Annotated in this window: 11 protein-coding genes; 9 read left to right on the top strand and 2 right to left on the bottom strand. The window is 59.4% G+C overall.

What is annotated here, in order from left to right; all coding sequences use genetic code 11:
• Positions 1-5: 5 nt before the first annotated feature.
• Both dnaN and dnaA read right to left on the bottom strand, forming a co-directional pair.
• Complete coding sequence (dnaN, locus tag PPA02S_RS02080) at positions 6-1,109, bottom strand: DNA polymerase III subunit beta (protein ID WP_028632793.1); 1,104 nt, start codon at positions 1,107-1,109, stop codon at positions 6-8.
• Positions 1,110-1,153: 44 nt separating this feature from the next.
• Positions 1,154-2,686 carry a chromosomal replication initiator protein DnaA gene (gene dnaA / locus PPA02S_RS02085; protein ID WP_028632794.1) on the bottom strand — a complete coding sequence of 511 codons (1,533 nt, stop codon included), beginning with the start codon at positions 2,684-2,686 and terminating at the stop codon, positions 1,154-1,156.
• A 591-nt stretch (positions 2,687-3,277) separates the two neighbouring features.
• Between dnaA and rpmH the strand changes: the two genes are divergently transcribed.
• The 9 genes from rpmH to PPA02S_RS02120 all read left to right on the top strand — a co-directional run bounded on the left by rpmH (position 3,278) and on the right by PPA02S_RS02120 (position 11,913).
• A complete protein-coding gene (gene rpmH, locus PPA02S_RS22440) occupies positions 3,278-3,412 on the top strand; it encodes a 50S ribosomal protein L34 (protein ID WP_003253163.1) in 135 nt (44 codons plus the stop codon).
• A 13-nt stretch (positions 3,413-3,425) separates the two neighbouring features.
• A complete protein-coding gene (rnpA, locus tag PPA02S_RS02090) occupies positions 3,426-3,830 on the top strand; it encodes a ribonuclease P protein component (RefSeq protein ID WP_028632795.1) in 405 nt (134 codons plus the stop codon).
• Entirely contained in the window at positions 3,823-4,068 is a 246-nt protein-coding gene (gene yidD, locus PPA02S_RS22445) for a membrane protein insertion efficiency factor YidD (RefSeq protein WP_075046823.1), read from the top strand. The genes rnpA and yidD overlap by 8 nt, the downstream gene beginning before the upstream one ends.
• A gap of 2 nt (positions 4,069-4,070) precedes the next feature.
• Entirely contained in the window at positions 4,071-5,753 is a 1,683-nt protein-coding gene (yidC, locus tag PPA02S_RS02095; RefSeq protein WP_028632796.1) for a membrane protein insertase YidC, read from the top strand.
• 87 nt (positions 5,754-5,840) lie between these two features.
• On the top strand, positions 5,841-7,211 hold the full coding sequence (gene mnmE / locus PPA02S_RS02100) for a tRNA uridine-5-carboxymethylaminomethyl(34) synthesis GTPase MnmE (protein WP_028632797.1): 1,371 nt from the start codon (positions 5,841-5,843) through the stop codon (positions 7,209-7,211).
• A gap of 470 nt (positions 7,212-7,681) precedes the next feature.
• On the top strand, positions 7,682-9,574 hold the full coding sequence (gene mnmG / locus PPA02S_RS02105) for a tRNA uridine-5-carboxymethylaminomethyl(34) synthesis enzyme MnmG (protein WP_028632798.1): 1,893 nt from the start codon (positions 7,682-7,684) through the stop codon (positions 9,572-9,574).
• A complete protein-coding gene (gene rsmG / locus PPA02S_RS02110; RefSeq protein WP_028632799.1) occupies positions 9,571-10,221 on the top strand; it encodes a 16S rRNA (guanine(527)-N(7))-methyltransferase RsmG in 651 nt (216 codons plus the stop codon). Before mnmG ends, rsmG begins: the two co-directional genes overlap by 4 nt.
• A gap of 18 nt (positions 10,222-10,239) precedes the next feature.
• Positions 10,240-11,031, top strand: coding sequence for a ParA family protein (locus PPA02S_RS02115; RefSeq protein ID WP_028632800.1), 792 nt, complete (start codon positions 10,240-10,242; stop codon positions 11,029-11,031).
• 9 nt (positions 11,032-11,040) lie between these two features.
• Positions 11,041-11,913, top strand: a complete 873-nt coding sequence (locus tag PPA02S_RS02120) for a ParB/RepB/Spo0J family partition protein (RefSeq protein WP_028632801.1) — start codon at positions 11,041-11,043, stop codon at positions 11,911-11,913.
• Positions 11,914-12,052: the final 139 nt, after the last annotated feature.

The raw sequence follows: 12,052 nt of genomic DNA on the forward strand, positions 1-12,052 counted from the left end.
ACGGGTTACAAACGCATCGGCATGACAACATACGAAGAGTCGTCGTTGCCTGCCTCCTGCAGCAGCGCGCTGCTGTTGGAGTCCGACAAGATCAGGCGAACCTGTTCAGTGGTCATAACCCCCAGCACATCCAGCAGGTAGCTGACGTTGAAGCCGATCTCCAAGGAGCTGCCTTCATAGTCCACGCTGATCTCTTCCTCAGCTTCTTCCTGCTCAGGGTTGTTGGCCTGAATTTTCAGCTGCCCGGCAGCCAACTGCAGACGGATGCCACGGTACTTTTCGTTGGACAAAATCGCGGTACGGCTAAAGGCCTCGCGCAGGGCTTGACGGTCGCCCACTACCAACTTGTCACCGCCCTTAGGCAGCACGCGCTCGTAGTCTGGGAATTTGCCGTCCACCAACTTGGAGGTGAATGTGAACTCACCGGTAGTGGCGCGGATGTGATGCTGACCCAAAACGATGCTGACCATGCCCTCAGGGTCGGTCAGCAGGCGGGCCAGTTCCAGAATACCTTTGCGTGGCACGATCACCTGGTGGCGATCGTCCTGCTCGATAGGTGCACTCATGGCGCAAAGGGCCAGGCGGTGACCATCGGTGGAAACAGCCCGCAGCGTGTTGCGCGAGACTTCAAGCAACATACCGTTCAGGTAGTAGCGCACATCCTGCTGGGCCATGGCGAAGCTGGTGCGCTCGATCAGACGGCGCAGCTTGCTCTGTTCCAGGTTGCAGGTCAGCGAACCTGGGCCTTCTTCCACAGTGGGGAAATCATTGGCTGGCAGCGTCGACAGGGTAAAGCGGCTACGGCCAGCTTTGACCAGCAGTTTCTGCTCGTCCACCTTGATGTCGATAAGCACATCGCTAGGCAGGCTCTTGCAGATGTCCATCAGCTTACGCGCCGGGACGGTGATTTCGCCAGGCTCGGCTGGCTCTTCGAGTTGCACGCGCCCTACCAGTTCGACCTCCAGGTCGGTACCGGTCAACGACAATTGCTGGCCCTGTACAACCAGCAATACGTTGGACAGCACCGGCAAGGTCTGGCGGCGCTCGACGACACCGGCGACCAGTTGCAGGGGTTTCAACAGGGCTTCGCGTTGAATGGTGAAATGCATGGTCTAGTCCCTTGCCTTCAATTAGCTAGCTGCGCCAACGGCCATCAGGTCGTCAGCGTACGCAGCAGGTTCTTGTAGTCCTCGCGGATGTCCGCGTCGGATTCCTTAAGTTCGTTGATCTTGCGGCAGGCATGCAGCACGGTCGTATGGTCCCGACCACCGAACATGTCGCCGATCTCTGGCAAGCTGTGGTTGGTCAGCTCCTTGGACAGGGCCATGGCCACCTGCCGCGGGCGCGCCACCGAGCGCGAACGCCGCTTGGACAACAGATCGGAGATCTTGATCTTGTAGTACTCAGCCACCGTGCGCTGGATGTTATCCACACTCACCAGCTTGTCCTGCAGGGCCAGCAGGTCTTTGAGAGACTCACGGATCAGCTCGATGGTGATATCGCGCCCCATGAAGTGGGAGTGGGCGATTACCCGTTTCAGCGCACCTTCCAGCTCACGAACGTTGGAGCGTATGCGTTGGGCGATGAAGAACGCGGCATCATGCGGCAGCTCGACCTTGGCCTGGTCGGCCTTCTTCATCAGGATCGCGACACGGGTTTCCAGCTCTGGCGGCTCTACTGCCACGGTCAGGCCCCAACCGAAGCGCGACTTCAGTCGCTCTTCAAGGCCTTCGATTTCCTTGGGATAGCGGTCGGACGTCAGGATGACTTGCTGGCCACCTTCAAGCAGGGCGTTGAAGGTGTGGAAGAATTCTTCCTGGGAGCGCTCCTTGCGGGCGAAGAACTGAATATCGTCGATCAGCAATGCATCCACAGAGCGGTAGAAACGCTTGAACTCGTTGATGGCGTTCAGCTGAAGGGCCTTGACCATGTCCGCGACAAAGCGCTCCGAATGCAGGTAGACCACCTTGGCATTCGGGTTCTTCTTCAGCAGGTGGTTACCCACAGCGTGCATCAGGTGAGTCTTGCCCAGGCCCACGCCGCCATAAAGGAACAGCGGGTTGTACCCGTGCTTGGGGTTGTCGGCCACCTGCCATGCCGCTGCCCTGGCCAGCTGGTTGGACTTGCCCTCTACAAAGGTATCGAACGTGAACGTGCGGTTCAGGTAGCTGGTGTGCTTGAGCGCGCCCTCTACCTGCACGGTGCGTTGCTCGGCCCGGCCATTGACGACAGGGGCCGAGGGAGGTTCGGCCATGGCGTCGAAGCTGTCCCTTGAAGACTGCTGAGCGGATTGTTCAACAGTGGAAGCTTCGGCCGGGGCCACCGCAGCAAGCTCGGGGGCCACAGCAACAGGCACGGCTTTTTGCGCCTGGGTCTGGGCCTGCGAGGCGGCGATAGCTGCACTCACCGGGGCGTTGGGTGCAGCACGGGGTGCTGAGCTGCGACGGCTGCCAATCAGCAACGAAAGGGCAGGCGCAATGCCACTGCCATTTTCCCCCAACAGTTCCAGCAAACGCCCCAGGTACTTTTCATTGACCCAATCAAGGACGAAACGGTTGGGCGCGTAGACGCGCAACTCGTCGCCTTCGGCTTCGACCTGTAACGGACGGATCCAGGTGTTGAATTGTTGGGCAGGCAGTTCGTCGCGCAGAAGCTCTACGCACTGCTGCCAAAGTTCCACTGACACGGATATCCCCTGAGTTTGAAAGCCGGACAAGGCCGAAACAAACCGCCATTGTACCGATCGAGCGTCAACTTATCCACATGTGGACACCACGGTAGCCATGGCAAAACAGCCATTTACCGACTAAAACGACCTGACGCAGCTGTGAATAAACCCTGTGGATAACGCAACCTGAGGGCTATGCACAACCCTGGGTCGAAATCTGTTGATAACTCCACTGTGGATAACGACCTATTTTATCCACACGTTCTCTCCAGGCCCGAAACAGGCGCAGCACCGGTTTGAAACAGACTTTTGAATCGCTGAAAGGACCGTTTTACAAGGCCTTCGAATGGTTATCCACAGAAGGTTATCCACCTAAGCGTTATAAGTTCTTCAGAAAAGCTTTTTATATGTCTCTTCTTTTTTTCATGTTGAACGTGATCTGACTGCTCAATCAAGCCGATGCTGGCCCACCGCGCGCTGCCACTCATCCCGCCGTACATAAGGAAAGGCTGGTTGGAAATTGACCTACGGGCTTGCTTTCTCTAGAATCGCCGGTCTCTTAAAAGGGGGCCATCCCGGCCCGTCGTCGACAAACCCAGGTAACACGCCATGAAACGTACTTTCCAACCAAGCACCATCAAGCGCGCGCGCACTCACGGTTTCCGTGCTCGTATGGCTACCAAGAACGGCCGCGCCGTACTGTCGCGTCGTCGTGCCAAAGGCCGTAAGCGTCTGGCCATTTGATTTTTCGGCACAGGTGGTGAGTCAGGACTTCAGTCGGGAAAAGCGACTGCTTACACCCCGGCATTTCAAAGCGGTCTTCGACTCCCCAACCGGCAAGGTTCCAGGGAAAAACCTGCTGATCCTTGCTCGCGAGAACGGGCTGGATCACCCGCGCCTTGGCCTGGTGATCGGCAAGAAGAGTGTCAAGCTCGCCGTTCAACGCAACCGCCTCAAGCGCTTGATGCGCGATTCCTTTCGTCTTAACCAGCAAACGCTTGCCGGCCTGGACATCGTGATCGTCGCGCGCAAGGGATTGGGTGAAGTGGAAAACCCGGAATTGCACCAACACTTTGGCAAGCTCTGGAAACGCCTGGCGCGCAGCCGACCGGCACCAGCAGCCACCGCCAATTCCGTAGGGGTAGACAGCCAAGATGCGTAAACTGGCACTCGTTCCGATCCAGTTTTACCGTTATGCCATTAGTCCTCTGATGGCCAGCCACTGTCGTTTCTTCCCCAGCTGCTCCTGTTATGCCTATGAAGCCATCGAAAACCACGGCCTCTGGCGTGGTGGGTGGCTAGCCGTTCGTCGCCTGGGGCGTTGTCATCCGTGGAACGACGGCGGTTTCGATCCCGTTCCTCCCGCTCCTTCCTCCCGAACTTCTTCGATAGCCGAGTAATCATGGATATTAAACGCACGATCCTGATCGTCGCCCTGGCAATCGTGTCCTACGTCATGGTCCTCAAGTGGAACCAGGACTACGGCCAGGCTGCCCTGCCGACTCAGAATACTGCTGCCAGCACTGCCAACCCGGGCTTGCCTGACGGTGTACCGGCGGGTAACGCCGGCGCCAGCGCCGATGTGCCTAGTGCCAACGCCGAGACCAGCCAGGCCGAGCTCGCACCGGTCGCTGTCAGCAAGGACCTGATCCGGGTCAAGACCGACGTCCTGAACCTGGCTATCGATCCGGTCGGTGGTGACATCGTCCAGCTGAACCTGCCGCAGTACCCGCGCCGTCAGGATCACCCGGACATTCCGTTCCAGCTGTTCGACAACGGTGGCGAACGCGTCTACCTGGCACAGAGCGGCCTGACAGGCGCCAACGGACCTGATGCACGTTCGGCCGGTCGCCCACTCTATGCGGCCGAGCAGAAGAGCTATCAGCTGGCCGACGGCCAGGAGCAACTGGTCGTCGACCTGAAGTTCAGCGATAACGGCGTCAACTACATCAAGCGCTTCAGCTTCAAGCGCGGTGAATACGACCTCACTGTCAGCTACCTGATCGACAACCAGAGCAGCCAGGCCTGGAGCGGCAACATGTTTGCCCAGCTCAAGCGGGATGCCAGCTCCGATCCTTCGTCGAGCACCGCTACCGGTACCGCCACTTACCTGGGCGCAGCCCTGTGGACACCTTCCGAGCCCTACAAAAAGGTCTCGATGAAGGACATCGACAAAGGTAGTTTGAAAGAAAATGTGTCTGGAGGCTGGGTCGCCTGGCTGCAGCACTACTTCGTAACCGCGTGGATCCCTGCCAAGTCGGACAACAACGTTGTCCAGACCCGCAAGGACAGCCAGGGCAACTACATCATCGGCTACACCGGCCCGGCACTCAGCGTGCCTGCGGGCGGCAAGGCCGAAACCAGTGCCATGCTGTATGCCGGTCCGAAGATCCAGTCCAAGCTCAAGGAGTTGTCCCCAGGCTTGGAACTGACGGTGGACTACGGCTTCCTGTGGTTCATTGCCCAACCGATTTTCTGGCTGCTGCAACATATCCACAGCCTGCTGGGTAACTGGGGCTGGTCGATCATCGTGCTGACCATGCTGATCAAAGGCTTGTTCTTCCCGTTGTCGGCTGCCAGCTACCGTTCCATGGCGCGCATGCGTGCCGTTTCGCCCAAGCTGGCCGCGCTGAAAGAACGCTTCGGTGACGATCGCCAGAAGATGTCCCAGGCGATGATGGAGCTGTACAAGAAAGAGAAGATCAACCCGCTGGGCGGCTGCTTGCCGATCCTGGTGCAGATGCCGGTATTCCTGGCCCTGTACTGGGTGCTGCTGGAAAGCGTCGAGATGCGCCAGGCCCCCTGGATGCTGTGGATTACCGACCTGTCGATCAAGGATCCGTTCTTCATCCTGCCGATCATCATGGGCGCCACCATGTTCATCCAGCAGCGTCTGAACCCGACCCCGCCGGACCCGATGCAGGCCAAAGTGATGAAGATGATGCCGATCATCTTCACCTTCTTCTTCCTGTGGTTCCCGGCTGGCCTGGTGCTGTACTGGGTTGTGAACAACTGCCTGTCCATCACTCAGCAGTGGTACATCACCCGCAGCATCGAAGCAGCCAGCAAAAAAGCTGCTGCCTGACGGGCTACTGCGCTAGCCTGTGAATAAAAACGCCCCTCAGTGGGGCGTTTTTGCTATCTGTCGTTTTTGTCGTAGAGGCTTTCGAGCATGAATACTGTGCGTGAAACCATCGTCGCCATTGCCACCGCCCAAGGGCGTGGTGGGGTGGGCATCGTCAGGCTGTCAGGGCCTCTGGCAGGCAGGGCCGGCGAATGGATCACCGGCCGTCACTTGACCCCGCGCCACGCCCATTACGGCGCGTTTCGAGGTGAGGATGGGCTGGTGCTGGACGAGGGCATTGCCTTGTTCTTTCCGGGCCCTAACTCGTTCACCGGGGAGGACGTGCTGGAGCTGCAGGGCCACGGTGGCCCGGTGGTGCTGGATATGTTGCTGCAGCGTTGCGTACAACTGGGTTGCCGTCTGGCCCGGCCAGGGGAATTCAGCGAACGCGCATTTCTCAATGACAAACTGGACCTGGCGCAGGCAGAGGCGATCGCCGACCTGATCGAGGCCAGTTCCAGCCAGGCCGCGCGCAATGCCCTGCGGTCGCTTCAAGGGGAATTCTCGAAACGTGTCCACAGCCTGACCGAAGCCCTGATTGCATTGCGCATCTACGTGGAGGCTGCAATCGACTTCCCTGAGGAAGAGATTGATTTCCTTGCCGATGGCCACGTGCTGTCGATGCTGGATGCTGTGCGAGCAACGTTATCCACAGTCCAGCGCGAAGCCGGGCAGGGCGCCTTGCTACGTGATGGCATGACTGTGGTAATTGCGGGTCGGCCCAACGCCGGCAAATCGAGCTTGCTAAACCAGCTGGCGGGGCGTGAAGCGGCAATCGTCACTGATATCGCCGGCACCACCCGGGACATCCTGCGTGAACATATCCACATCGACGGGATGCCCCTGCATGTTGTGGATACCGCAGGGTTGCGAGCAACCGAAGACCAGGTAGAAAAAATTGGCGTTGAACGTGCGCTCAAGGCCATTGGTGAAGCGGACCGTGTGCTGTTGGTGGTGGACTCCACCGCACCTGAAGCCAGTGACCCGTTCGCGCTGTGGCCGGAGTTTCTCGACCAGCGGCCTGACCCGTCCAAGGTCACACTCATCCGCAACAAGGCAGACCTGAGTGGTGAGCCTATTGCGCTTGAGCAGAGCGCGGATGGCCACGTCACCCTCACCCTCAGTGCCAAAGGCAACGATGGCGGCCTGCAGTTGCTGCGTGATCACCTCAAGGCCTGCATGGGGTACGAGCAAACTGCCGAAAGCGGGTTTAGCGCCCGCCGTCGACACCTTGATGCATTGCGCCAGGCCAGTGAGCACCTGGAGCATGGGCGGGCACAACTGACACTGGCGGGTGCCGGTGAGTTGTTGGCCGAAGACCTGCGCCAGGCGCAGCAAGCGTTGGGCGAGATCACAGGTGCCTTCAGTTCGGACGACCTGTTGGGCCGAATTTTCTCGAGCTTTTGCATCGGCAAGTAGTTCACCGCAGCCTCGGGCACAGCCGCTCCACATGGAGCGGCTTTTTTTTGCGCTTTTTTTGACCGTCTCGGGCTCAATTGGGTAACAGGAGCCCTGTGGAAAACCCTCAATGAGCTCAGTTGATAAGCAGGCGTTTTTGTTGAGGGTAAATTGCCCTGTGGGTAAAAAGACCTTTTATGCACAGGCTAAAACCGCTTATCCATAGCCCTCATGGGTACTAGGCCACAGGGTTTAATTTCTCTGTACATGGCTATTTGAAAGGCGTGCAGAACCTTATCCACAGATAAGGCTGTGCATAAGAATAAACATAAAAACAAAGCTTTTATAAATTTCTCTTCTTTGATTTCTGTTGTCTGCCATTCATCCACAGACTGGTCAAAATTTGCTCAGGCGGTTCCTTTAAGGGGGGTGAAGTCCCTATACTTGTCGGCTTACCTTCTCTATTCGCAAAAACAGGCACGAGGTGCGTGGTGGATTTCCCTTCCCGTTTTGAAGTGATCGTCATCGGCGGCGGCCATGCCGGTACCGAGGCTGCGCTTGCGTCTGCACGCATGGGTGTAAAAACCCTGCTGCTGACCCACAACGTGGAAACCCTCGGTCACATGAGCTGCAACCCCGCTATTGGCGGTATTGGCAAGAGCCATTTGGTCAAAGAGATCGATGCCCTGGGCGGCGCCATGGCCCTGGCTACCGACAAGAGCGGTATCCAGTTCCGTGTACTGAACAACCGCAAAGGCCCAGCCGTTCGGGCAACCCGGGCACAGGCAGACCGCGCCATCTACAAGGCAGTGGTCCGCGAGATCCTGGAAAACCAGCCGAACCTGTGGATATTCCAGCAGTCCTGCGATGACCTGATCGTCGAGCAGGACGAGGTCAAGGGTGTGGTCACCCAGATGGGCCTGCGTTTCTTCGCCGATGCCGTGGTACTGACCACTGGTACGTTCCTCGGCGGGCTGATCCATATCGGCATGCAAAACCATTCCGGCGGTCGCGCCGGTGACCCACCCTCGATCGCCCTGGCACACCGCATGCGTGAACTCCCGCTGCGGGTGGGTCGCCTGAAAACCGGTACGCCGCCGCGTATCGATGGCCGCTCCGTGGACTTTTCGGTGATGACCGAGCAGCCCGGCGATACCCCGATTCCGGTGATGTCGTTCATGGGTAATGCGGACATGCACCCGCGCCAGGTCAGTTGCTGGATCACCCACACCAATGCGCGGACCCACGACATCATCGCTTCCAACCTCGACCGCTCGCCCATGTATTCAGGGGTTATCGAGGGGGTTGGGCCGCGCTACTGCCCGTCGATCGAAGACAAGATCCACCGCTTCGCTGACAAGGAAAGCCATCAGGTATTCATCGAGCCGGAAGGCCTGAACACCCATGAGCTTTACCCAAACGGCATCTCCACTTCGCTGCCGTTTGACGTGCAGCTGGAGCTGGTACGGTCGATTCGCGGTATGGAAAATGCCCACATCGTTCGCCCCGGTTACGCCATCGAGTACGACTACTTCGACCCACGCGACCTGAAGTACAGCCTTGAAACCAAGGTTATCGGCGGTTTGTTCTTCGCCGGCCAGATCAACGGCACCACGGGTTACGAGGAAGCCGGCGCCCAGGGCCTGCTGGCCGGGACCAACGCCGCACTGCGTGCCCAGGGCCGCGACAGCTGGTGCCCGCGGCGCGACGAGGCGTACATCGGTGTGCTGGTCGACGACCTGATTACCCTGGGTACCCAGGAGCCGTACCGCATGTTCACCTCCCGTGCCGAGTACCGCCTGATTCTGCGCGAAGACAACGCCGACCTGCGGCTTACCGAAAAAGGCCGCGAACTGGGCCTGATCGATGACCAGCGCTGGGCAGCGTTCTGCACCAAGCGCGACGGTATCGAGCGTGAAGAGCAGCGCCTTAAAACCACCTGGGTGCGGCCGAACACTGAACAAGGCCAGGCCATTGTGGATAAGTTCGGCACGCCGCTTAGCCATGAATACAGCCTGCTCAACCTGCTGGCGCGCCCTGAAATCGACTATGCCGGCCTGATTGAGGCCACCAACGGTGAGCCGATTGACCCACAGGTTGCCGAACAGGTGGAAATCCGCACCAAGTACGCCGGTTACATCGACCGCCAGCAGGACGAGATCGCTCGCCTGCGGGCCAGCGAGGACACGCGCCTGCCTGTGGATATCGACTATTCGAGCATTTCTGGCTTGTCCAAGGAGATTCAGGGCAAGCTGGGCCAGACGCGCCCCGAAACCCTGGGCCAGGCTTCGCGCATCCCCGGTGTTACACCGGCCGCGATCTCCCTGTTGCTCATTCACCTGAAAAAACGCGGCGCCGGCCGCGAGTTGGAGCAAAGCGCTTGAGTGCCCTGGTCACCCCGCAACATGCCGAAGAGTTGTCCACAGGTGCCCGCGAACTGGGGGTGCCACTGAGCCCGGAGCAACACGACAAGCTGCTTGGCTACCTCGCTCTGTTGATCAAATGGAACAAAGCCTACAACCTCACCGCTGTGCGCGACCCCGATGAGATGGTTTCGCGCCACTTGCTCGACAGCCTCAGCGTGATGCCGTTTATCCACAGCGAACGCCATGAATGGCTGGACGTGGGCAGCGGCGGTGGCATGCCTGGGGTGCCATTGGCTATTCTGCATCCGCACAAGCGTGTGACGGTGCTGGATGCCAATGGCAAGAAAACGCGCTTTCTGACCCAGGTGAAAATGGAGCTCAAGCTGGACAACCTCACGGTTATCCACAGCCGCGTGGAGGCGTTCGAGCCTGCACGTCCGTTCGATGGCATCGTCTCCCGTGCGTTCAGCAGCATGGAGAACTTCACCAACTGGACCCGCCACCTGGGCGACACCGGGACGCAATGGCTTGCAATGAAGGGGCTGCATCCTGCCGATGAACTGGTAGCATTGCCCGCAGACTTCACAGTGGAAAGCGAGCAGGCCCTGACCGTTCCGGGTTGCCAGGGCCAGCGCCATCTGCTGATACTGCGCCGCAAGGCTTGACTGGGAACACACGCAACAATGGCTAAGGTATTCGCAATCGCGAACCAGAAAGGTGGTGTAGGCAAGACCACCACCTGTATCAATCTCGCGGCCTCGCTGGCTGCGACCAAGCGCCGTGTGCTGCTGATCGACCTCGATCCGCAGGGCAACGCCACCATGGGCAGCGGGGTGGACAAGCACGAGCTCGAGCACTCGGTGTACGACCTGCTGATCGGCGAATGTGACCTGGCCCAGGCCATGCACTATTCCGAGCATGGTGGTTTCCAGTTGCTGCCGGCCAACCGTGACCTGACCGCAGCCGAAGTGGTGCTGCTGGAGATGCAGGTCAAGGAGAGCCGCCTGCGCAATGCACTGGCGCCCATCCGTGACAATTACGATTTCATTCTGATCGACTGCCCGCCGTCGCTGTCGATGCTCACGCTCAACGCCCTGGTTGCGTCCGATGGCGTGATCATCCCCATGCAGTGCGAGTACTACGCGCTGGAAGGCCTGAGCGACCTTGTGGATAACATCAAGCGCATCGCTGCACGGCTCAACCCCGAGCTCAAGATCGAGGGCCTGTTGCGGACCATGTACGACCCGCGCCTCAGCCTGAACAACGATGTTTCTGCGCAGCTGAAGGAGCACTTTGGCCAGCAGCTGTACGACACCGTGATCCCACGCAATATCCGCCTGGCCGAAGCGCCCAGTTTCGGCATGCCGGCGCTGGCGTACGACAAGCAATCGCGTGGCGCGCTGGCCTACCTGGCCCTGGCTGGCGAACTGGTTCGCCGTCAGCGTCGTCAAACCCGCACTGCACAAACAACTTAAGGAATCCGCATGGCCGTCAAGAAACGAGGTCTCGGACGTGGGTTGGATGCGCTGCTCAGCGGTCCTTCCGTCAGCGCGCTCGAAGAGCAGGCTGTAAAGATCGACCAGAAGGAACTGCAACACCTGCCCGTGGAGTTGATTCAGCGGGGCAAGTACCAGCCGCGCCGCGACATGGATCCACAGGCGCTCGAGGAACTCGCCCATTCGATACGCAGCCACGGGGTGATGCAGCCCATTGTGGTGCGGCCGATCGGCGACAACCGCTACGAGATCATCGCCGGTGAGCGCCGCTGGCGCGCCACCCAGCAGGCCGGCCTGGACACCATCCCTGCCATGGTCCGCGAGGTGCCCGACGAAACCGCCATCGCCATGGCGCTGATCGAGAACATCCAGCGCGAGGACCTTAACCCGCTGGAGGAGGCACTCGCCTTGCAGCGCCTGCAGCAGGAGTTCGAGCTGACCCAGCAACAGGTGGCCGACGCCGTGGGTAAGTCGCGGGTGACCGTGGCCAACCTGCTGCGCCTGATTACCTTGCCCGACGCGATCAAGACCATGCTCGCTCACGGTGATCTGGAAATGGGCCACGCCCGTGCCCTGCTCGGCCTGGAAGAGCATCGTCAGGAGGAGGGGGCGCGTCATGTTGTCGCACGTGGGCTGACCGTGCGCCAAACCGAGGCGCTGGTGCGTCAGTGGCTGAGTGACAAACCTGATCCGGTAGAACCGGGCAAACCTGATCCGGACATCGCACGCCTTGAACAGCGGCTGGCAGAGCGGCTGGGCTCTGCGGTGCAGATTCGCCATGGCAACAAGGGCAAAGGGCAGCTGGTCATTCGTTATAACTCGCTGGACGAGTTGCAGGGCGTGCTTGCTCACATCCGCTGAAACAATTCCCGTTGTAGCGTGCGGCCGTAAATCACTACGAAGAGTTGAATAGGGGTTAATCCACCCCTATACTCTGCGCGCATTTTGTCGGCACAAATTATGCCAAGTCATAGCTGACGGGTTGGTCGACTTTCGGGGA

This window comes from Pseudomonas parafulva NBRC 16636 = DSM 17004 (assembly GCF_000730645.1).
GTDB lineage: Bacteria > Pseudomonadota > Gammaproteobacteria > Pseudomonadales > Pseudomonadaceae > Aquipseudomonas > Aquipseudomonas parafulva.

Coding starts and splice junctions, on each gene's coding strand:
- dnaN (WP_028632793.1), bottom strand. CDS start 1,109: ATGCATTTCACCATTCAACGCGAAGCCCTGTTGAAACCCCTGCAACTG.
- rpmH (WP_003253163.1), top strand. CDS start 3,278: ATGAAACGTACTTTCCAACCAAGCACCATCAAGCGCGCGCGCACTCAC.
- yidD (WP_075046823.1), top strand. CDS start 3,823: ATGCGTAAACTGGCACTCGTTCCGATCCAGTTTTACCGTTATGCCATT.
- yidC (WP_028632796.1), top strand. CDS start 4,071: ATGGATATTAAACGCACGATCCTGATCGTCGCCCTGGCAATCGTGTCC.
- mnmE (WP_028632797.1), top strand. CDS start 5,841: ATGAATACTGTGCGTGAAACCATCGTCGCCATTGCCACCGCCCAAGGG.
- PPA02S_RS02115 (WP_028632800.1), top strand. CDS start 10,240: ATGGCTAAGGTATTCGCAATCGCGAACCAGAAAGGTGGTGTAGGCAAG.
- PPA02S_RS02120 (WP_028632801.1), top strand. CDS start 11,041: ATGGCCGTCAAGAAACGAGGTCTCGGACGTGGGTTGGATGCGCTGCTC.